Below are 21,467 nucleotides of genomic sequence, written 5' to 3'. Positions count from 1 at the left end.
TCAGGCGGCGGGTGCGTAGGCGTCGACCTCGCAGCGGTCCACCCGCGCGGCGAGGCCGGCGTCCCCCACGGGGACACGGACCTCCTCCGTCTTCTTCCCGCCGACGATCTCCCTCGTCACGGGTTCGGCAAGCACCGCACCGCTCGCGTCCAGGAACCGGACGGTGATCTCGAAGGTGTCCAGCCCCTTGTTGGGGTTGGTGACCTTCACGGTCGTGTACGGCGCCTTGCTCGTCGCACACGATATGAGGCTGACGCGAGCGTCCTGTACGACCGTGGTCGTCGTGGACGAACCTCCCGTGGACGATCCCCCCGACGTCGACGACGAACTGTCGTGATCCTGCCGGGAGCTGCTGCACCCGCCGCCCCCGCCATGGCTGCCACCCCCGTGTTTGCGCCCACTGGAAAATCCGGTGAGCGCGAACACGACCAGCACCGACACAGCCGTAAACCTGAAGATGTACCCCCGTGGTCGCATGCGTCCACTCTAGGCACCTACGCCGGCCGAGCCGTCCCCGTCCCCTTCTCCGCGTCCAGCGCGTACACGCACCGGTCCTTGCTGCACGCGTACACGACCCCGTCCCGTACGACCGGAGAGCCGGTGATCTCGCCCCCGGTCGCCAGCTTCCACCGCAGCCGCCCGTCGTCCGCCTTCAGCGTGTACAGCAGGCAGTCGGTCGACCCGAAGTGGATCCGCCCCTCGGCGACGGCGGGCGCCCCCACGATGTCCCCGCCGGCCTGGAAGCGCCACTTGGGCGTCCCGGTGACCGCGTCGAGCGTGTAGAGCCCCTTGCCGCTGCCCACGTGGACGTGCCCGGCCGCGACCAGTACGGGGTCGATGGAGGACCGCGCCTCGGTGGCGATGCGCCAGCGGTCGCGCCCGTCGGCGGCGTCGAGGGCGTAGACCGTACCCAGGTAGTCCGCGAGGTAGACCCCGCCGCCCGTGACGGCGGGCCCCGGCACGAAGGCGGGCGGCGACAGGAACGCGGCCGGCGCCTCGAAGTGCCAGCGCACCATCCCGGTGGCGATGTCGATCGACAGCACCCGTGTACCCGCGGAGACGTACACGTTGCCGTCCCCCGAGGGAGTTACGCGGACGGGGACGCCCCCGCAGGAGGCCGCGTCACCGATGGGGTAAGACCAGCGTTCCTCACCCGTACGGGCCTCCAGGGCGCGCAGCCTCGCGTCCTGCCAGACGTACACCGTGCCCTCGTGCAGCACGGGGCCCGCCTCGGGGGACTCGAAGTCGGTCTGGCAGCCGCCGACCTCCCACAGCTTCTGCCCGTTGGACGCCTCCCAGCCCTGCGCGCCGCCGCCGCGCGTGCCGGTGACGATCGTGCCGCGCTCGGCCTTGAGGGAGTACACCCAGGCGTCGGTGGGCAGCCGCCACAGGTCGCCGCCCTCGCGGGCGTCGAGAGCGAACAGGGTGGGCCCGTCGGAGGCGTGGACGCGGCCGTCGGCGACCGCCATCGACCAGGCGACGTCCCGCGTCTTGAACCGGCGCCGGCCGGTCGCGACGTCCAGCGCGTGGACCTCGAAGGAGGTGACGTAGACGAGGTCGCCGTCGACCGAGGGCGTACCCCAGACGTCGTTGGACATCCGGAAGCGCCAGGGCCGCCAGCCGGGCGGCGCCTCCGGAGGCGCGCTCGGCAGCGCCGGCACACCGGTCGCACCGCTCCCGGGTACTACGGGTACGACAGGGTCGGCGCCGTTGACCCCGGGCCGCACCCGCGTCCAGGACCCCGTGAGACCCGGGTCGGGCACGGGGGCCCGTACCGCGGAGGTAGCCCGGATGTCGGAGATACGCGGACCCGGCCCGATCGGCACCGGCGCACCCGCGAGCCGTACCGGACTGGCGTCGGGAGCGCCCATCGGCGCGGGGAACGGCGCCGGACCGGCGGGCCTCGGAGGTACTACGGGTACTACGCCCCCACCAGGTACGACGGGGTCGTGCGACGGCGGAGGCGGCAGCGCGGGCCTACCTCCCAGGTTCACCCCGCCCCCGCTGCGCCCCGAGGCGCCCGCGGGTTTCGGCGGACGTCCGCCCCGGCGGGTCTCGATCATGGTGACGGCCTTCTCCGGCAGCCACGCCGAGGCCGTACCGCTGTCGTCGGACCCGGAGCCGAACAGGTGCGGCGCGAGCTGCGCCTGGAGGTCGGCCGGGTTGGGCCGGGCGGTGGCCTCCATCTGCATGCACGACTCGATGAGCGGCCGCAGTTCGTCCGGCAGCCCCTCCAGGTCAGGGCCTTCGCGCAGCAGCATGAAGACGGTCTCCACCGGGTTCGCGCCGTGGAACGGCGGATGCCCGGTGGCGGCGAAGACGAGCATCGACCCGAGCGAGAAGACGTCGCTCGCGCCGGTCACGCTGCGCGAGTCCTTCGCCTGCTCGGGTGACATGTACGCGGGGGTACCCACGGCCACGTTCGTCATGGTGAGGCGGGTATTGGATACCCCGGAGGCAATACCGAAGTCGATCACCCGGGGGCCGTCCTCGACGACGAGGACGTTCGACGGCTTCAGGTCGCGGTGCACGAGACCCGCGCCGTGGATGGACTGGAGCGCTTCAGCCACCCCGGCCGCCAGCCACCGCACCGCCTGGGCCGGCAGCGGCCCGCAGTCGTTCACTATCTCTTCGAGGGAGGGCGCCGGGACGTACGCCGTCGCCAGCCACGGCACCGCCGCGCGCGGATCGGCGTCCACGACGGCCGCCGTGTAGAAACCGCTTACCGCCCGCGCCGCCTCGACCTCGCGCGTGAAGCGCACGCGGAAGAGCTGGTCCTCCGCGAGCTCCGTCCGCACCGTCTTGATCGCCACGCGCCGGCCCGACGCGGAGCGCGCCAGATAGACCAGCCCCATGCCGCCGGCCCCCAGCCGTCCCAGCACCTCGAACGGCCCGATCCGCCGCGGATCGTGCTGCGTCAGCTGATCCACCACTTGCCTGCCACCTCCCCGTACGGGCCGCGCAAGCCACGTCTTCACGCGACCCCGTGCAGCGTCTCACCACCGCACCGCCATGGCGGCACGCACCCCGATTCTTCCTGGCCGGGCGGCTGGTTGCGAACCCGGTGAAAAATAGGGCGCTACTTCATCTACCGGAACATTTCTTCCAAATCAACGCCGGATCGCCTTCGAACCGATGTCGATTCACGCCGGTTCGACGCCGAAACGGCGGTTCTCCCGCTGCAACAACGCGAACGACGCCCCTTGATTGTCCGATACGACGGCGGCGATGCCGTAGGAGGTGGCGAACGGCCCCGCCTGGACCCGCCCGCCGAGGCGTACGACGGCCCGTACGGCGACGGCGCAGTCCTCGACGCCGAAGTGGACGACGAAGTGCGGGGGCATCTCGGCGGGGAAGACGTCGGAGACGGGGGCCCGGCCGAAGTCGGGGCGGGCACCCTCGCCGAAGAGGGCCTCGTGGAAGAGGCCGCCGTAGAAGGAGTTCACGGCGTCGATGTCCCGGGCGTACAGCTCGGCCCAGACGAAAGTACTAGGGGTATGACGTACCCCGAAACCAGGGTGGCGCTCCCCCTGCCAGAGCCCGAAGACGGCGCCCTCGGGGTCGGCGACCAGGGCGGCGGCACCCAGCCGGCCGACCGGGAAGGGGGCCATGACGACCTGGCCGCCGACGGCGACGATGCGTCCGGCGGTACGGCGGATGTCGGGGGTGGCGAAGTAGACCGTCCAGACGGTGGGCATACGGCCGTCACTCTTGGGAGCCAGGGCGGCTACGGGTCTCCCGTCCTTCCAGGCCCACAGGGAGCCGCCGTGGTCCACCCCGGGGTCGTCGGGTACATCAAAGGTCCACCCGAAGAGCTCACCGTAGAAACGCTTTCCCGCGTCGAGGTCGGGGAGCTGGGCGTCGACCCAGCAGGGGACGCCCTCTCCGTAACCGCCCGTGTGCGCGGCGGCGCCCTCTCCGTACCCCGATGCCCTGTTTTCGGCCATGCGCCCAAAGTAACGGTGAGTACCGCACCGCGCAGACCAGCGGATGCGCCTCAGGGAGTGGAATGCACCCCATTTGGATCGGCCGAATCGCGCTCCGATCACCCCTCGGTAAGCTGACGGCATGACAGGACAAGTGCGTACCGTCGACGGCCGCGTAGCCGGTCGGCGTGGGCAGGCCACGCGGCAGAAGCTGCTGGACTGCCTCAGCGAGATGCTCAGCTCCTCTCCTTACCGGGACGTCAAGGTCATCGATGTCGCCCGGAAGGCGGGCACTTCGCCCGCGACCTTCTACCAGTACTTCCCGGACGTCGAAGGCGCCGTCCTGGAGATCGCGGAGCAAATGGCCGCCGAGGGAGCGGGGTTGACCGAACTCCTCGAAGGCCGCTCGTGGGTCGGCAAGGCCGGCTGGCAGACCGCGCAGGAACTCGTGGACGGATTCCTGGAGTTCTGGCGGAAGAACGAGGCGATCCTGCGGGTCGTGGACCTCGGCGCGGCCGAGGGCGACAAGCGGTTCTACAAGCTCCGGATGAAGATCCTCAACTCGGTGAACAACTCCCTCGCGGACGCGGTCGCCGAGCTCCAGTCCAAGGGCAAGGTCGACAAGGAGGTGAACCCGGCGGCCGTGGCCGGTTCCCTCGTCGCCATGCTCGCCGCCGTCGCCTCGCACCAGAAGGGGTTCACCACCTGGGGCGTGAAGCAGGCCGAACTCAAGCCGAACCTGGCGCTGTTGGTGCACCTCGGCATCACCGGCAAGAAGCCGACGAAGTAGGCGTGCAGACCTGACTCGTCCTGTCTCAGCGGGCGGTGGTTCACCTGGGTGGGCCATCGCCCGTTGCCGTGACACGCAGCAGTCGGATCTCGCGCTCGATCCGCGCCTGGTACGTCGCGTACGGCGGCCAGAACGCGAGCGCGGCCTGCCACGCCGAGGCCCGCTCCTCCCCGGTCAACAGCCGTGCCGTGACCGGCACTTCACGCCCTTTCCAGCTGATCCGCGCCGCCGGGTGGGCGATGAGGTTCGCGGTCCACGAAGGATGCCCCGGGCGGCCGAAGTTGGAGCCGATGAGCAGCCAACTCCCGTCGCCCTCCGGCATGCAGGCGAGCGGCGTCCGCCGCTGGAGCCCGCTACGGGCACCGGTCGAGGTGAGGATCACCCCGGGCAGCATCTGCGCGCTCAGCAGCAGCTTGCCGCGGCTGAGGCGGTGTACGGCACGGTCGAGCGCGGGGATGACGCGCGGGGCGACCTTGCTGAACCCCCTTGTGGAGGAGACGCGTTGGACGAGGCGGACGCCGATGGTGATCACGCGGTGACCTCTTCTTGCCGGGGGTTTCGGTGGTCGGGGCGGGCGGTGTGCGGCGCATCAGGGTGTGCGTCGGGATGCGGGGCGGGACTCGGGTCGGGGCGCGGGTCGTGCCGTCGGGAATTCCGCTGGGGGTTCCGCCCGTCGCCTTGCCCGAACACCCCGGCGCCATCGGCCGCGTGCGCGCGGAGCCGGTGCGGGGGCCCGAACAACAACGCGTCCCCCACCGCCCGTTTGAAGTACAGATGCGCGTCGTGCTCCCATGTGAACCCGATCCCGCCGTGCAGTTGGATCCCCTCACCGGCGGCCAGCCGCAGCGTGTCGAGTGCCTGCGCGAGCGCGACGCCCCCGACTCCCTCCCTGCCGCCCGCCCAGGCGGCGTAGTACGCGGCCGAACGGGCGGCCTGCACCTGCACGTAGACGTCCGCCAGTCGGTGCTGTACGGCCTGGAACGACCCGATCGCCCGCCCGAACTGCTCGCGCTGCTTGACGTGTTCGACGGTCAGCTCCAGGACGCGTTCGGCGGCGCCGACGGCTTCGCAGGCGAGGTGGGCGGCGAACGCGGCGCCGGTCGAGGCGAGGACGGGGCGTACGTCGATGTCGTCGCTGTCGATGTCGAAATCGCCCAGTAACTCGGCGGGAACGTCCCTCAGTTGGACGCGCCCGAGTGGCCGGGTGGCGTCAAGTGCGGTATGCCGCACCCGAGTCAGCCCGACCGCATCCCCCTGTACGACGAACAGCCGCACCCGCGAGCGCGCGAAGCCCCCGCAGTGCGCGGCGACGACCAGCAGCCCGGCACTGTGCCCGTCGAGGACGCGCACGACCTCGCCGTAGAGCCGCCAGCTCTGGTGACCTCCCCTCGCCTGTACGCCACCGGAGCGCCCCCCACCGGCCCAGTCACCGCCGTTGCCGCCGGTCAGGGCGAGCGCCTCGACCGGAGCCGCGAGCGTGGCGGTGAGGTCCCCGGCGGCGATGCGGGGCAGCAGTTCGGACCGCTGGCCGGCGCTCCCCAGGGCCGCGATCAGCGGTGCGGCGAGGACGGAGGTCGCGACGAGCGGGGACGGTGCGAGGGCTCGCCCCAACTCCTCTCCGGCGAGGGCGAGTTCGAGCGTGCCGCAGCCGACCCCGCCGTACGTCTCCGGCAGGGCGAGCCCGGGAAGCCCGAGGTGCCCGGCGAGGGCAGTCCACAGGGCGGGGTCGTGCCCGGCCCGCGTCTCGACCGCCGCCCTCAACTCGGCGGAGCCACAACGCTTTCCGAGGAGTTCGCGCAGGGTGCGCTGGATCTCGTGCTGTTCGGCGGTGAGGCCGGCGTCCATGTGTCCCCCAGGGCTCAACAACTGACGATCCGTCATATCAGAGACCCGATCCATACAGAAGAGAACCGATCTGATGTACCGTCAGATCCCATGACGCGCAAGGTAGCTGTGGTGGGCGCCGCCCTCTCCGACTGCGGTCGCCTCGACGACACGACCCCGTACGCACTCCACGCCCAGGCGGCCCGCCGCGCGCTGACGGACGCCGGTCTGGACCGGGGCGTGATCGACGGCTTCGCCTCGGCGGGACTCGGCACGCTCGCGCCGGTCGAGGTCGCCGACTACCTGGGCCTGAGGCCGACTTGGGTCGACTCCACGTCCGTGGGCGGCTCGACGTGGGAGGTCATGGCCGCGCACGCCGCCGACGCGATTGCCGCCGGTCACGCCAACGTCGTCCTCCTGGCGTACGGTTCGACGGCGCGGGCGGACGTCCGGGCGGGCCGCCGCACCGGCACGCTGTCCTTCGGCAGCCGGGGTCCGAGCCAGTTCGAAGTGCCGTACGGACACACGCTGATCGCGAAGTACGCGATGGCCGCGCGCCGCCACATGATCGAATTCGGCACGACCATCGAGCAGTTGGCGGCGGTGGCGGTGCAGGCGCGGGCCAATGCGGCGCTGAATCCCGAGGCGATGTTCCGGACGCCGATCACCGAAGCGGATGTGCTGGACGGGGAGTTGATCGCCGACCCGTTCACGAAGCTGCACTGCTGCATCCGCTCGGACGGGGGTGCGGCTCTTCTGCTCGCGGCCGAGGAGTACGTCCAGGACTGCCGTTCCGCGCCGGTGTGGGTGCTGGGGAGCGGGGAGTACGTCTCGCACGCGAGCATGTCGGAGTGGGCGGACTTCACGGTGTCGCCGGCTGCGGTGAGCGGGCGAATCGCTTTTGAGCGGGCGGGGGTTGGGGCTGGGGAGATGGACTTCGCCGAGATCTACGACGCGTTCACCTATATGACGCTGGTGACCCTGGAGGACCTCGGCTTCTGCGCGAAGGGGGAGGGCGGGGCGTTCGTGGAGAAGGGCCGACTCCTCGTCGAGGGCGGGGAGTTGCCGGTCAACACGGACGGGGGCGGGTTGTCGGCCCAACACCCGGGCATGCGGGGCCTGTTCCTTCTGGTCGAGGCGGTCCGTCAACTGCGCGGCGAGGCAGGGGCAAGGCAAGTCCGCACCCGGGACGGGGACTTGCCTCGACTGGGGGTGGCGTCGGGGACGGGCGGGTGGTTCTGCTCGTCGGGGACGGTGGTGCTGGGGAGGTAAGGGTCAGGCGGCGTGCTCGTCGAACGCGACGGTGGGGTGACCGCCGGACACCATGTGGAGGTCCACGGTCACGTCCAGTGCGGTGGCGAGCCGGACCAGCAGATCGGCGGTGAGAGGAAGCAGACCGCCGAGCTCCACCGCCTCGACGTCCCCCTCAGCCATCCCCAGCCGTTCCCCCAACTCCGCGTGAGTCAGCCCGAGCGCGACTCGCCGGTCATGTACGAGCTGTCCCAGCGCGTACGCCAGCCGAATCTGTTCCCGTTCGGCAACCACCTCAGGCGACTCGCCCCCACCCTCGGCGGCCATCCGCTCCCGTGCCAGCTTCCAACGCGTGTGGTTCACAGTTCCTCCCGGAACTCGCGGCTGAACTCATCGTGCGCAGGTCCATGCTCGGCCTCGCACAGCTCCTTCGCCAGTTTGGCGCGCTTGACCTCTGCTTCTTCCCTCATTCTGGTCTTCCGGAAGACAGTAAGCAGCACGATCCTGCGATCTGGCGCCAGCCAGTACGTCACGCGTACGGCACAGCCTCCCAGTATGAACCGCAGCTCCCGTACCCCTTCGCCCAGGTATCGAGAGTGCGGCTCGCCGAGAGTCGTCGGAGACTGCGCCAGCAGAGTCGCCTTCTCCTCAACCTGGCGGTAGTGCTGCGGCGAAAGATCACACAGCCACGCCCGCACTTCCGGTTCCAGCTCGATCATGTAGAGGTCACTCACTCCGCGAAGGTAGTGGCCCGCACTGCCCACATGCTCCGGATTCCGGTTTCCTGTCACCCGTACGAGCGCCCCTCCTTCAAGTACCCCTCCGCCCCCTCCCGCGGAAGTACCGCCCACATCTTCGTGCCGCCGCTGAAGCTGCTGCTCGGGCCGATGCCCCAGTCGCCGGCGCAGGTGTTGATGACGCGGTCGAGGAGGTCGAGGGCGGTGCAGCGGTGGGTTTCGCAGGCGGACTTGAGGTGGCTGTTGGTGTGCTGGGGGTGGTCGTCGAAGAGGGTGATGTACAGGGCGTCCTGGCGGTAGCGGAGAGAGAGGTAGATGTCCTTGCCAGGGGTGAAACGGCAGGCGCAGGTGGTGAGTTCGCTGACGGTCTGGACGGCGGCGTCGGTGAGGGCGGGGAGGGAGTGGATGTCGAGGACGGCGCGGGTGATGTTGCGGGCGACGGCGGGGGTCTGGAGGTCGGCGGGGAGGGTGAAGCTGTAGCGGAGGCCGGTGGGGAGGCAGGGGGTGAAGGGGAGGTGGGTGGGGTTGAGGCGGGGGGACCGACAGATTCCGTCTCCGGGCAGGTCGAGGGTCACGGCAACTCCCTTGTGGTGCGTGGGGATTGAGTGCTCAGTGACTGAGCCATGACCGACTGTAGGGAGTTGTTCCGCTAACTGTCCATCGATTCGCGAACAATTACCCCGGCCGTGTTGGACTCGGTTACCTTGCCCACGGCAGACTTGGGCCGACCACACGTGCGTTAGGGGCAGCATGGCCACGAGGAACACGCCGACTCAGCGGCAGAAGCGCTTGGGCATGGAGTTGCGCAAGATGCGCACGGCGGCCGGGCAGACGACCGAGTACGCCGCCGGACTCCTCGGCATCGACCGGACCCGCCTGTCCAACATGGAGTCCGGCATCCGCACGTTCTCGGCGGACCGTGTGCGCACGCTTGCCTGCAACTACGAGTGCACGGACGAGAGTTACGTCAACGCGCTGGTCGCCATGGCCGAGTACAAGGAACGCGGCTGGTGGGAACAGTACCGGGGCACCCTGCCCGCCGGCCTGCTGGACATCGCCGAGTTGGAGTGGCATGCCACGCGGCTGTGCGCGGCCCAGTTCATGCACCCGCCCGGCCTCCTCCAGACCGAGGAGTACGCGCGCGGCATCTTCGGCGCCGGGCTGATTCCCATCAGCCGCCTGGAGATCGAGTTGCGGGTCGCCCATCGCATCGCCCGGCAACAGGTCTTCGACCGACCCGACCCGCTCCCCTTCCTCACCTACATCCACGAAGCGGCGCTGCGCATGCGGTTCGGCAGCATCGAAGCCACCCGAAACCAACTGACGCACCTGGCCGAGCAGTCCGAGCGCGACATGATCGAGGTGCGCGTCATCCCCATGACCGTCCTCGACTTCCCCGGCGCGGGGCACACCATGCTGTACGCCGACGGGCCCGTCCCCCAGCTCGACACCGTCCAGTTGGACTCCACCAGCGGCCCTGTATTCACAGACGCGGACGCCCAACTCGCGAAGTACCGTGCACATATGAACTGGATGGACTCCACCGCGCTGTCACCGGCAGCCTCGCGCGACTTCATCCTTACTGTCGCACGTGAACTTTGAGGACCCCCATGCGCAGCGATATCACCTGGGAAGCCCCCTTCTGCCAGGAAGGATCCGCCTGCTTCAGACTCGGCACCGACTCCTCCGGCAACGCCTACATCGCCGTCACCGGACAGGAATCCACCCCCCTCACCGACACCCACGAAGCCCTCCGCGCCCTCATCCTCGAAATCAAAGCCGGCAAAGCCGACCACCTCCTCTGAACCCCAACTCCCACCCCCAACGCCGAACGGGGCGCCCGCCACCCGGCAGACGCCCCGCTCCTCACCACGCGGTCACTACTCCCCGCGTCGGCGCCTCACCGCCAACAACAGCCCTCCACCAGCCGCAGCCAACGACACCGCCAACCCGATCAGCAACGGGTTGAACTCGTCGCCCGTTTCCGGCAGTTCCGGCGTCGCGGGCGGCACGGTCGTCACCGTCACCGTCGAGGTGGGCGGCACGGGCGGCGTACCGCCACCAGGCACTCGCGCGGTCCCGGTCGCCGAGTTGCTGAGCTTGCCGGACTTCGCGTCGGCCTCGGTCACCACGTACGTCGCCGTACAGGTGACCCGCTGGCCGGGGATCAACTTCGCAGCCCCGTCGGGGCAGTTGATCGGCGATACCTTGCCCGTTCCGCTGAACTCGGTCTCCACGGGCCGGACCTCGGCCAGCGTCACATTCCCCGTGTTGACCAGCAGGAACGAGTACGTGATCGTCTCCCCGGCCTTGACGGCCCGGTCGGGCGACGCGGTCTTCTCCACGGACAGCCCCGGCTTGAGCTGGGTGGGAACCGTGGTCGTACCCGGCGGTGACGTGACCGGCGTGTTGGGCCCGACCGGCGGAACCCCGGTCACCGTCGCGGAGTTGGAGATCTTCCCGGCGTCCACGTCGTCCTGGGTGATGACGTACGTGGCGGTGCAGGTCACCGACGCACCCGGCGCGAGAGACCCGGCCTCGTCCGGGCAGGACACCTCGGAGAGCTGACCGGACCCGGTGAACTCCCCTTCCTGAACCGCGACTTCCTTCACCGTGACGTTGCCGGTGTTGGTGACGACGAACGAGTACGTGATCGTCTCGCCCAGCACCAGCTTCACCTTGTCCGCCGACTTCACGACCTTCAGCCCCGGCTTCACCTCCGTCGGCACCTTGGTGGTGCCCGGCGGCGAGGTGACGGGGTCGCCACCGAGGGGCGGCATGGCGGTGACGGTCGCGGAGTTCTCCAACTGCCCGGCGTCGACGTCGGCTTGGGTGACGACGTACGTGGCGGTGCAGGTCACCACCGCCCCCGGCAGAAGCGGACCGCGCGGACAGGTCGGCGTCGAGAGGGTGCCAGTACCGTTGAACTCGCCCTCGTCGACCTTGACCTGATCCAGCGTCACATTGCCCGTGTTGGTCACCTTGAAGGAGAAGGTGATCGTCTCCCCGGCCACCAGCTCCTTCTTGTCGGCCGACTTCTCGACCTTCAGCCCGGGCCTGTGCGTACCGGTCACCTTCGCCGTGTCCGGGGGCGAGGGCACCTCGTCGTCCCCGATCGGCGGCATACCTCCGACGTGCGCGGTGTTGGTGAGGTGCTTGGCGTCGACGTCGGCCTGGGTGACGGTGTACGTGGTCGTGCAGACCACGGACTCCCCGGGCGCGAGGCTCCCGGCCCCGTCCGGACAGACGGGGTCGGAGATGCTGCCCGTCCCGCTGAAGTGCTCCTCCCGGACGGCGATGTTCGTCATCGTGACGTTGCCCGTGTTGGTCGCCTTGAACGAGTGCGTCACCGTGTCCCCGACCACGAGGTCGGTCGTGTCGGCCGTCTTCTCCAGCACCAGCGTCGGCGTGTGCCTCGCCGTGACCGTGGTGGGCGGCGACGGCGGCGAGGTGACCGGCGTCGTCGTGTTCGGCGGAACCCCGGTCGCGGTCGCGGTGTTGGTCAGCTTGCCCGAGTCGACATCGGCCTGCGTGACGGCGTACGTCGCCTTGCACGTCACCGAGTCGCCCGGCGCCACCGAACTCGCCCCGGGCGGGCAGGTGATCGCCGACATGGTCCCCGTCCCGCTGAAGGCACCCTCCTGGACCGTGACGTTCTTCAGCGTCACGTTGCCCGTATTGGTCACCCTGAAGGAGTACGTCACCGTCTCCCTCGCGACGAGGGTCGTCCGGTCGGCCACCTTGGCGACCGTGAGCCCCGGCTTCGGTGTACCCGTCAGGGTTGTCGTACCTGGGGGGTAGTCCTGCGGAGTCGTCGTCCCCGGGGGTGTGCCCGTCGGGACAGCCGAGTTGGTGATCTTCCCGGCGTCCACATCCGCCTGCGTGACGACGTACGTGGCGGTACAGGTCACCACCGCCCCCGGCGCCAGCGACTCGGCCCCGTCCGGGCAGGTGATCGCCGACAGCTCACCGGTACCGCTGAAGTCGCCCTCCTTCACCGAGACGTCCTTCATCGTGACGTTCCCGGTGTTGGTCACCTTGAACGAGTACGTGACGGTCTCACCGACCACCAGATCCGTCCGGTCGGCCACCTTGTCGACCTTCAGTCCCGGCGTCTGCGTACCGGTGACGGTGTTGGGGGTGCTCGGCGGCGAGGTGAGGGGCGTGTCCCCCTTCGGAGGTACGCCGGTCGTGGTGGCCGAGTTGGTGATCTTCCCCGCGTCCACATCGGCCTGCGTCACCGTGTACGTCGCCGTACACGTCACCACCGCACCCGGCGCCAACGACTTCGCCCCGTCCGGACACGTGATCGCCGACAGCTTCCCCGTACCGCTGAACTCGCCCTCCTGCACCGCGACGTCCTTCATCGTGACGTTCCCGGTGTTCGTGACCTTGAAGGAGTACGTCACCGTCTGCCCGACGACCAGGTCCGTGCGGTCCGCCGACTTCTCCACCTTGAGGCCGGGTTTCTGGTCCACGTTCACCGTGGTCGTCCCCGGCGGCGAGGTCACCGGAGTGTCCCCCTGCGGAGGTACGCCAGTGGTGGTAGCCGAGTTGGTGATCTTCCCCGCGTCCACATCGGCCTGCGTCACCGTGTACGTCGCCGTACACGTCACCACCGCACCCGGCGCCAACGACTTCGCGCCGTCCGCGCACACGATCGCCGAGAGGGTACCCGTACCGCTGAAGTCCCCCTCCTTCACCGACACGTCCTTGACCGTGACGTTCCCGGTGTTGGTGACCGTGAAGGTGTACGTCACCTCGTCCCCGAGGACCACCAGCGTCTTGTCGGCCGCCTTCTCGACCTTGAGCGCGGGCGTCTGCGTCCCGGTGACGGTGTTGGGCGGGCTGGGCGGCGACTCGACGGGCGTGGTCGTGTTCGGCGGCACGCCGGTCGCGGTCGCGGTGTTGGTCAACTTGCCCGCGTCCACGTCGGCTTGGGTGACGACGTAGGTGGCGGTGCAGGTCACCGAGGCACCCGGCGCCAGCGAACCGCTCGGGCAGGTGACCGCCGACATCGTCCCCGTCCCGCTGAAGTCGCCCTCCTTGACGGCGACGCTCTTCAGCGTGACGTTCCCGGTGTTGGTGACCTTGAAGGAGTACGTCACCGTCTGCCCGGCCACCAGGTCCGTACGGTCGGCCGACTTGGCGACCGTCAGCGCCGGCGTCTGCGTCCCCGGCACCTTCGCCGTGGACGGCGTCGTGGTGATCGGAGTCGTGCTGTTCGGCGGAGTCCCGCTGCCCGTCGCCGTGTTGGAGATCGTCCCCGCGTCCACGTCGGCCTGCGTGACGGTGTACGTCGCCGTACAGGTCACCGAGGCGCCGGGCGCGAGCGACTTCGCAGCGTCGGGGCAGGTGGGCGCGGAGAGGGTACCCGTACCGCTGAAGTCCCCCTCCTCGATCGTGACGCCCTTGATCGTCACGTTGCCCGTGTTGGTCGCCTTGAAGGAGTACGTGATCGTCTGCCCGAGCACCAGGTCCGTACGGTCGGCGGTCTTGACGACCGTGAGCCCCGGCGTCCGGGTACCGGTCAGGGTCGTCGTACCTGGGGGGTAGTCCTGAGGTGTCGTACCACCAGGGGGTGTGCCCGTGGGGGTCGCCGAGTTGGTGACCTTGCCCGCGTCCACGTCCGCCTGGGTGACGACGTAGGTGGCCGTGCAGGTCACCGAGGCACCCGGCGCCAGCGAACCACCCGGGCAGGTGATCGCCGACATGGTCCCCGTACCGCTGAAGGTGCCCTCCTTCACCGACACGTCCTTCATCGTGACGTTCCCGGTGTTGGTGACCTTGAAGGAGTACGTCACCGTCTGCCCGACGACCAGATCCGTGCGGTCGGCCGACTTCTCCAGCTTCAGCGCCGGCTTCTGGTCCACGGTCACCGTGGTCGTCCCCGGCGGCGAGGTGCTCGGCGTGGTCGTCCCCGGCGGAACTCCCTTGCTGGTCGCGGAGTTGGTGATCTTCCCGGCGTCCACGTCGGCCTGCGTCACCGTGTAGGTCGCCGTACACGTCACGGACGAGCCCGGCGCCAGCGACTTCGCGCCGTCCGAGCAGACGGGCGCGGACATCGTCCCCGTACCGCTGAACTCCCCTTCGTCCACGCCGACATCGGTCAGCGTGACGTTGCCGATGTTCTTCACCGTGAACGTGTAGGTGATGACGTCCCCGAGGACCACCGTCGTCTTGTCGGCGGCCTTCGTCGTCGTCAGCCCCGGCGTCCGCGTGCCGGTGACCGTGTTCGGCGGGCTGGGCGGCGAGGTGACCGGCGTGGTCGTCCCCGGCGGTACGCCGGTCGCGGTCGCCGTGTTGGTCAACTTGCCGGAATCCACGTCCGCTTGGGTGACCACGTACGTCGCAGTACACGTCACCGCCGCCCCCGGCGCCAGCGAACTCGCCCCGGCAGGGCAGGAGATGGCCGACATGGTCCCCGTCCCGGAGAACGAACCCTCCTGCACGGCAACGTTCTTGAGGGTGACGTTCCCGGTGTTGGTGGCCTTGAACGAGTACGTCACCGTCTGCCCGACCACCAGGTCCGTCCGGTCGGCCGACTTCTCCACTGTGAGCGACGGCGTCCGCGTCCCGGGGATCGTCGTCGTGGACGGCGAGGAGGGGACGGGCGTCGTGCCCTGCGGCGGGACGCCGGTCACGGTCGCGGAGTTGGAGAGCCGGCCCGCGTCCACGTCGTCCTGCGTGACCTTGTACGTCGCCGTACAGGTCGTCGTCGCGTTCGGCGCCAGCGTCGTGCTCGGGCAGGTGATCGCCGACAGCGTCCCCGTACCCGTGAAGTCGCTGTCCTTCACGGCGATGTTCTTCATCGTGACGTTGCCGGTGTTCGTCACCTTGAAGGAGTAGGTGATCGTGTCACCCAGGACCAGCGAGGTCTTGTCCGCCGACTTCACGACGGTCAGCGCGGGCTTCTGCGTCCCCGTCACCGTCGTAGTACCCGGGGGTGAGGTGATCGGCGTGGAGGTATGGGGCGGTGTACCCGACACCGTCGCCGAGTTGGTGAGCTTCCCGGCGTCCACGTCGGCCTGGGTGACCGTGTAGGTCGCCGTACACGTCGTCGACGTACCCGGCGCGAGCCAGTTGCTGGGGCAGGTGATCGCCGACAGCGTCCCGGAGCCGGAGAACCCGCTGTCCTTGACGGTGAGGTTCGTGATGGTGACGTTGCCGGTGTTCGTAGCTCTGTAGGAGTACGTCACCGTCTGGCCGGCCACCAGGTCCGTCCGGTCGGCCGACTTGGCGACCGTCAAAGAGGGTTTCTGTGTCCCGGTCACCGTGGTGACGGGGCTCGGCGGCGACGAGACCGGCGTGGTCGTGCCCGGCGGAATCCCGGTCGCCGTACCGGAGTTGGTGACCTTCCCGGCGTCCACGTCGGCCTGGGTGACCGTGTACGTCGCCGTACACGTCACGGACGCGCCCGGCGCCAGCGAGCCGCCCGGGCAGGAGACGGCGGGGGTGCCGCCGCTGCCGGAGAAGCTCGTCTCCTTCACCGTGACCCCCGTGAGGGTGACGTTGCCGGTGTTCGTGGCTCTGTAGGTGTACGTGATCGTCTGGCCGACGACCAGGTCCGTACGGTCGGCGCTCTTCGTCACCGTCAGCGCCGGGGTCTGGGTCGTCGTCACCGTCGTCGCCGGGCTCGGCGGCGACGTGACGGGGGTGCTGGTGTTCGGCGGTACGCCGGTCGCCGTCGCCGTGTTGGTGATCTTCCCGGCGTCCACGTCCGCCTGCGTCACGCGGTAGGTCGCCGTGCACGTCACGGACGCGCCCGGCGCGAGCGAACTCGCCCCGCTCGGGCAGGAGACGGCGGGGGTGCCGCCGCTGCCCGAGAAGTTGCCCTCCTGCGCGGCGACGTTCCGCATCGTCACGTTGCCGGTGTTCGTCACCTTGATCGAGTAGGTGATCGTGTCGCCGACGACGACCTTCGTCCTGTCCGCCGACTTCGCGACCGTCAGCGCGGGCTTCGCGGTGAACGGCACGACGGCGGTCGACGGGGTGGAGGTGACCGGCGTGCCGTTGTTCGGCGGATTCCCGGTCGCTGTGGCGGTGTTGGAGATCGACCCGGCGTCGACGTCCGCCTGGGTGACGGTGTAGGTCGCCGTACAGGTCAGCGAAGTCCCGGGCGCCAGCGCCACGTTGTCGCAGGAGACGGACGGGGTGCCGCCGCTGCCGGTGAACGCGGTCTCGTTGATCCGCGTCGAACTCAGCGTGACGTTACCGGTGTTGGTGACCTTGAACGAGTAGTGCAGGGTCTGCCCGGCGTTCAGGTCACCCGTCTCGGCGACCGTCTTCTGCACCGACAGCGCCGGGTTCTGGGAGACGTTCACCGTTGCCGTCGAGGAGTTCGACGTCGGCGCGGTCATACCGCTCGGCGGAGTCGCCGTGGCCGTCGCGGTGTTGGTGACCCTGCCCGCGTCGACGTCCCCCTGGGTCGCCGTGTAGGTGACGGAGCAGGTCACCGAGGCGCCCGGTGCGACGCTGCCGGCGGGGCAGGAGACCGAGGGCCTGGTACCCGTACCTGAGAACGACGACTCGTTGATCCTCGGGTTGGAGACGTCCACCTCTCCGGTATTGGTCACCTGGTAGGAGTACGTCACCGTGTCCCCGGCCCTGGAGATCTGGCCCGGGGAGGCGGACTTGGTGAGGGACAGGGAGGTCTTCGCCGGGGTGATACCGAGGATCTGGCCCCAGCCGTCGATGTTGGTGCCACTGCCCTCGTAGCCGTAGTACATCGTCAGGCTGGTGATCGTCGACGTCGTCGTACTCACGTCGTACGCGCCGCAGCCGAAAGCGGTACAGCTCCCGGAGCCCACGCCGGCGCTGTTGACGTACTGGTTCGGATTGACGATCCCCACGGTCCGACCGCTGTTCCACATCCCCATGCGACCGCTCTGGGAACCGGACGAGTCCAGGCTGAACGTGCCGGACGCGAGGGTGATCGGGTGGTCGTGGTAGCTGCCGATGGTCGAGCTGCCCGCGTTGGCGCCGACGTCGGCCACGTAGAGGACCGGCGTCCTCACCGGCCGGGAGAACGTGTAGGTGACCGAGCCGCAGCCGTTCGTCGCGGTGTTCGTGCAGTTCGTGATACCCGGCTTCAGTGCCGCGCTGCCCGCGTTGGGGAGATACGACGGCGGGGAGTCGACGTACATGATGCCGCCCTGCCCCAAGAGGCTGGTGCCACCGGAGAAGGCCGCGGTCACCACTACCCCACTGGGCGTAGTACCCGTAGCCGTGTTCCCGCTGATCGACCAGCTCGCCGGGTACTCCGACCCCGCCGGCACGGCCGCCGCCGTCGGTGCCCACATCGGAGGCAGCCAGGACAGGAGCAACGCGAGGACGGCCAGGAGCGCGGCCAGTCCACCGCCCCTCCAGCGCGCCGTTCCGCTCTGACGCCTCATCAACCACTCCCGCCTCTCGCCTGACCGGCGAAAACTCCCATCACGTTCGTTATCTCTTACCATCGGGATTTAATTAACCAGACAGACATAAATATGTGTCTTTTGGGATTCCATCGAACGGTCCCCGGCGAGCGGACGTATAGGTGCACGAACAGCGCGGCAACCTTTCCGGGGCCTGTGGCCACTGATGAGCAGCCCCACCCGACCTAAGGACTACGCGTGGCAACCTCATCCCACCGGCGCAGGCAGCCCCGGCGCCGGCCCGGCATCCTCATGTCCGTCATCGCCGTGGCGGGTGTCGCCCTGATCGTGTCGCTGGTCGTCGCCTTCCGTCCCGGCAGCGGGAACGGTGGGGACGACGCGAAGGCGCGGGCCGGGGCGGGGACCGTCGTCGAGGAGCAGTCCGGCGGATCGTCCCCCTCAGGTACTACGCCCTCCCCCAGTACGCCGGTATCCCCTACCCCCAGTCCTTCGGGTTCCCCCTCGCCGTCACCGGCCAGGACCTCTCCCTCCGCCAAGCCCTCTCCCGGACCCGCGTCCGCCGCGCCCGCCCGCCCCCAGGCCGCAGGCGGCTCGGGCAGCGTCGCGGCCACGGGCAGTGGCGACGCCCCGCTCGCCGGCCGTATCGAGCCCGGCCGGACGTACCGGGGCGTCGCCACGTCGTACGACGTCGGCAACGGCGACGGCGCCTGCACCTTCGGGCCGACCGGCGACACCATGACGGCCGCGATGAACACCGCCGACTACGAGACGTCCAGGGCATGCGGAGCGTACGTGCGGGTCAGCGCGGGCGGCGCCGCCATCACCGTACGGATCACCAACGAGTGCCCGGCGCCTTGCGCGCCCGGTCAACTCGACCTGAGTCAGCAGGCGTTCGCGAAGCTGGCGCCGCTGGTCAAGGGGCGGATCCCGATCTCGTGGAGCCTGGTGAGCCCGGCGGTCGACGGGAACGTGTCCGTGCGGTACAAGACCGGTTCCTCGCAGTACTGGTGCGGGATCCAGGTGCTGGGGCACCGAAATCCCGTCGCCCGCCTGGAAGTTCGTGCCGGAGGTGCCTGGACCCGGCTGCCCCGCGCCGAGTACAACTACTTCCTCTCCGAGCAGGGCGGCGGCTGCGGAGGGTCGATCCGGATCACCGACATCTACGGCGAGCAGCTCGTCGTGGACGGCCTCCCCGTGAAGGCGAACGTCGTCCAGCCGACCGGCGTGCAGTTCCGGCAACGCTGAGGGCCACGTTCCATAATCAGGCCATGACCAGCGATCTCCCCCAACTCCTGCGCACGCTCCGGGTCTGGGCGCCCGAGGCCACCCGCCTCCCGGCGTTCGACCCGGACACCGCGCCCGCCACGCCGCTGCCCCTGTTCTCGGACTGGTTCGCCGAGGCGGTGGCGGCGGGTGAGCGCGAGCCGCACACCATGTCGCTGGCGACGGCCGACGCGGACGGCACTCCGGACGTGCGGATCGTCATGCTGCACGGCGCCGACGAGCGGCACGGCTGGTCGTTCGCCTCGCACGCGACCAGCAGAAAGGGCCGCCAACTCGCCGAACGGCCGTACGCGGCCCTCGCCTTCTACTGGCCGTCGCTCGGTCGGCAGGTCCGTGTCCGGGGCCGGGTGACGGCGGCCCCGGACACGGAGTCCCAGGCGGATCTGCACGCCCGCTCGACGGGCGCGCTGGCCGCCGCGCTCACCGGACGGCAGAGTCAAGTCCTGTCGTCACCGGGCGAGTTGGCGACCGCCTCCGAGGAAGCCTGGGAGCGGGCTGTGCGGGATCCCGAATCCCCCTCCCCGACCTGGACGCTGTACCAACTCGCCCCGGACACCGTGGAGTTCTTCCAGGGCGACGAGCGACGCAGGCATGTACGGCTGGAGTACCGCTGGAGCGAGGGGAGTTGGGACAAGGCGTTGCTCTGGCCCTGATTCAGAGCGCTGCCAGGACCTCCCGCGCGACCCGCTCCCCCGACCGTACGGCCCCGTCCATGAACCCCATCCAGTAGACGGACGTCTCCGTCCCGGCCCAGTGGATGCCGCCGACCGGGGTCCTCAACGACCGTCCGTACTGGGTGAGTACGCCCGGCGCGGCGATGGAGACGGGGCCGCCGCGCGTGTACTGCTCGTTGTTCCAGCGGTGCAGGGCGAAGGAGGTCGGCGTGGCGGCCTTGGCACCGAAGTAGGTGGTGAAGTCCTTGAGGACCGCCGTACGCACCTCGGCCTCGCTCGCCGCGTCCAACTGCCGTGCCTTGTCAGCCTCGATGAAGCCCATGAGGGCACCGAAGGAGGCGTCCGGCGGGGAGTTGTCGAACGTCGAGCTGATCACCCCGCTGTCGCTGACGACTTGGCCGTTGAGACCGTCGGCCCGCCAGAAGGGCGTGTCGTAGATCGCGATCGCCTTGGCGACCGAGGCCATCGGCAGGCGCTGCGTCAACTGGTCGCGGGCGGCGGGCATCAGGGGGTCGTACGTGATGCGCGCGGCGAGCGGCGGGGGTACGGCGACGATGACGCGGGACGCGGTGACCGTCGTGCCGTCCGCCGAAACGACGTACCGGGAACCGGACTTGGCGATCGAGCGGACCGGCGCGTTGAGCAGGACGCGGTTGCCGAGGGTGGCGGCCAGCTTGATCGGGACCTCTTGGGAGCCGCCGACGAACCTCAACTCCTGGGCGCCCTTGGCTGTTTCGGTGAGGCGCTCCAGGGTGCCGGGGTTGTTCGCGTCGCCCGCGCCGGCGATGTAGTAGAGGACGAAGAGCAGGGAGAGTTCGCGGGGTTCGGCCGAGAAGATCGACGTACAGGCCACGTCCAGCAGGAACTTGGCGGACGGGACGACCGCGTTGGCGCGCAGCCAGGTCTCGAAGGTCTGGCGGTCCCATTCGTCGGCCTTGGGCGCGGTCCAGGGGGCGTCGACGGGGACCTGCTTGGCCATGTCGTTCAACGAGGCTTGCACGATGGCCGCGTTGGCGAGTCCGGCGAGGTCGACGGGCGGGACCGAGCCGAGGGCGCCGTCGGTGGCGTACGGGGTCTTCTTGCCGTCCTTGTAGAGGAGGTTGTTGCCGGTGTTGTAGGTCGCGAAGGTCTCGACGCCGAGGGAGTCGGCGAGCGCCTTCATCCGGGTCTGGGTCGGGCCGATGAACTCGCCGCCGCCTTCGGTGACTCCGCCGTTCGCGAGCTTCAGGTTCAGCACCCGGCCGCCGACCCGGTCGCGGGCCTCCAGGACGAGGACGGACTTGCCGGCCGCCACCAGGTCGCGGGCCGCCGTCAGTCCGGCGAGCCCGGCGCCGACGATCGCGACGTCGACGTCACGGGTGGCGGTCGCGGCCTGCGCGGAGGCCATACCTGCGGCCGTCGCGGCCAGGGTGAGGGCGCCCGCGCCCCCGATCAACTTGCGGCGGGAGAAGGGTCTTTCGCTTGCCACGTGCGGCCTCCGGGGGTGGTCGGCAGAGCTCGGCGCAACTTGCCGGAACGGGAAAGCTGAGAAATGTTCACGTTCCAGCGCGCATTCTGGCGACTCGCGCCGCCGCGCGACAGCTCTGCGGCCCGGCCCACCTGTC

At 69.6% G+C, this 21,467-nt stretch carries 16 protein-coding genes; 6 read left to right on the top strand and 10 right to left on the bottom strand.

From position 1 onward, the window contains the following. The 3 genes from ACLZOT_RS26125 to ACLZOT_RS26115 all read right to left on the bottom strand — a co-directional run bounded on the left by ACLZOT_RS26125 (position 1) and on the right by ACLZOT_RS26115 (position 3,947). On the bottom strand, positions 1-210 hold the full coding sequence (locus tag ACLZOT_RS26125) for a hypothetical protein (protein ID WP_416971497.1): 210 nt from the start codon (positions 208-210) through the stop codon (positions 1-3). A gap of 284 nt (positions 211-494) precedes the next feature. Continuing rightward, positions 495-2,933: a PQQ-binding-like beta-propeller repeat protein gene (locus ACLZOT_RS26120; RefSeq protein WP_416971496.1), complete on the bottom strand. Its 2,439-nt coding sequence runs from the start codon at positions 2,931-2,933 to the stop codon at positions 495-497. A gap of 210 nt (positions 2,934-3,143) precedes the next feature. Further along, on the bottom strand, positions 3,144-3,947 hold the full coding sequence (locus tag ACLZOT_RS26115; RefSeq protein ID WP_416971495.1) for a VOC family protein: 804 nt from the start codon (positions 3,945-3,947) through the stop codon (positions 3,144-3,146). Between the two features lie 133 nt (positions 3,948-4,080). Here ACLZOT_RS26115 and ACLZOT_RS26110 point away from each other — a divergent pair, with 133 nt between their 5' ends. Continuing rightward, positions 4,081-4,716 carry a TetR family transcriptional regulator gene (locus ACLZOT_RS26110; protein ID WP_416971548.1) on the top strand — a complete coding sequence of 212 codons (636 nt, stop codon included), beginning with the start codon at positions 4,081-4,083 and terminating at the stop codon, positions 4,714-4,716. Between the two features lie 40 nt (positions 4,717-4,756). Here the strand turns inward: ACLZOT_RS26110 and ACLZOT_RS26105 are convergent, their stop codons facing one another. Both ACLZOT_RS26105 and ACLZOT_RS26100 read right to left on the bottom strand, forming a co-directional pair. Further along, positions 4,757-5,248: a nitroreductase family deazaflavin-dependent oxidoreductase gene (locus tag ACLZOT_RS26105; RefSeq protein WP_416971494.1), complete on the bottom strand. Its 492-nt coding sequence runs from the start codon at positions 5,246-5,248 to the stop codon at positions 4,757-4,759. After that, complete coding sequence (locus tag ACLZOT_RS26100) at positions 5,245-6,561, bottom strand: acyl-CoA dehydrogenase family protein (protein WP_416971493.1); 1,317 nt, start codon at positions 6,559-6,561, stop codon at positions 5,245-5,247. Before ACLZOT_RS26100 ends, ACLZOT_RS26105 begins: the two co-directional genes overlap by 4 nt. Positions 6,562-6,651: 90 nt before the next feature. Here ACLZOT_RS26100 and ACLZOT_RS26095 point away from each other — a divergent pair, with 90 nt between their 5' ends. After that, the gene (locus tag ACLZOT_RS26095) at positions 6,652-7,812 is read left to right on the top strand and encodes a thiolase C-terminal domain-containing protein (protein WP_416971492.1); all 1,161 of its coding nucleotides are present in this window, start codon (positions 6,652-6,654) and stop codon (positions 7,810-7,812) included. Between the two features lie 3 nt (positions 7,813-7,815). On the opposite strand, the gene ACLZOT_RS26090 is transcribed toward ACLZOT_RS26095, so the two are convergent. Genes ACLZOT_RS26090 through ACLZOT_RS26080 form a run of 3 tightly spaced genes read right to left on the bottom strand, consistent with a single transcriptional unit; the run spans position 7,816 to position 9,103 of the window. Beyond that, positions 7,816-8,154, bottom strand: a complete 339-nt coding sequence (locus ACLZOT_RS26090) for a helix-turn-helix domain-containing protein (protein WP_416971491.1) — start codon at positions 8,152-8,154, stop codon at positions 7,816-7,818. Continuing rightward, complete coding sequence (locus ACLZOT_RS26085) at positions 8,151-8,525, bottom strand: type II toxin-antitoxin system RelE/ParE family toxin (protein ID WP_416971490.1); 375 nt, start codon at positions 8,523-8,525, stop codon at positions 8,151-8,153. Before ACLZOT_RS26085 ends, ACLZOT_RS26090 begins: the two co-directional genes overlap by 4 nt. Positions 8,526-8,578: 53 nt before the next feature. Then, entirely contained in the window at positions 8,579-9,103 is a 525-nt protein-coding gene (locus ACLZOT_RS26080) for an ATP-binding protein (RefSeq protein WP_416971489.1), read from the bottom strand. A gap of 220 nt (positions 9,104-9,323) precedes the next feature. On the opposite strand from ACLZOT_RS26080, the gene ACLZOT_RS26075 reads away from it, so the two are divergent. Then, positions 9,324-10,130: a helix-turn-helix domain-containing protein gene (locus tag ACLZOT_RS26075; RefSeq protein WP_416971488.1), complete on the top strand. Its 807-nt coding sequence runs from the start codon at positions 9,324-9,326 to the stop codon at positions 10,128-10,130. An 8-nt stretch (positions 10,131-10,138) separates the two neighbouring features. Further along, on the top strand, positions 10,139-10,333 hold the full coding sequence (locus ACLZOT_RS26070; protein ID WP_416971487.1) for a hypothetical protein: 195 nt from the start codon (positions 10,139-10,141) through the stop codon (positions 10,331-10,333). 75 nt (positions 10,334-10,408) lie between these two features. On the opposite strand, the gene ACLZOT_RS26065 is transcribed toward ACLZOT_RS26070, so the two are convergent. After that, positions 10,409-17,923 (bottom strand): LPXTG cell wall anchor domain-containing protein, encoded by a 7,515-nt coding sequence (locus ACLZOT_RS26065; RefSeq protein ID WP_416971486.1) that lies wholly within the window; start codon positions 17,921-17,923, stop codon positions 10,409-10,411. A gap of 219 nt (positions 17,924-18,142) precedes the next feature. Here ACLZOT_RS26065 and ACLZOT_RS26060 point away from each other — a divergent pair, with 219 nt between their 5' ends. Both ACLZOT_RS26060 and ACLZOT_RS26055 read left to right on the top strand, forming a co-directional pair. Continuing rightward, positions 18,143-19,150 carry an expansin EXLX1 family cellulose-binding protein gene (locus ACLZOT_RS26060; RefSeq protein WP_416971485.1) on the top strand — a complete coding sequence of 336 codons (1,008 nt, stop codon included), beginning with the start codon at positions 18,143-18,145 and terminating at the stop codon, positions 19,148-19,150. A 23-nt stretch (positions 19,151-19,173) separates the two neighbouring features. Beyond that, positions 19,174-19,842, top strand: a complete 669-nt coding sequence (locus ACLZOT_RS26055; RefSeq protein WP_416971484.1) for a pyridoxine/pyridoxamine 5'-phosphate oxidase — start codon at positions 19,174-19,176, stop codon at positions 19,840-19,842. A 1-nt stretch (position 19,843) separates the two neighbouring features. On the opposite strand, the gene ACLZOT_RS26050 is transcribed toward ACLZOT_RS26055, so the two are convergent. After that, positions 19,844-21,250: a flavin monoamine oxidase family protein gene (locus ACLZOT_RS26050; protein WP_416971547.1), complete on the bottom strand. Its 1,407-nt coding sequence runs from the start codon at positions 21,248-21,250 to the stop codon at positions 19,844-19,846. Positions 21,251-21,467: the final 217 nt, after the last annotated feature.

Origin of the sequence: Streptomyces sp. 4F14, assembly GCF_048159485.1 — a bacterium.
Taxonomy (GTDB): Bacteria; Actinomycetota; Actinomycetes; order Streptomycetales; family Streptomycetaceae; genus Streptomyces.
This window is presented reverse-complemented; position numbering and strand designations above follow the sequence as displayed.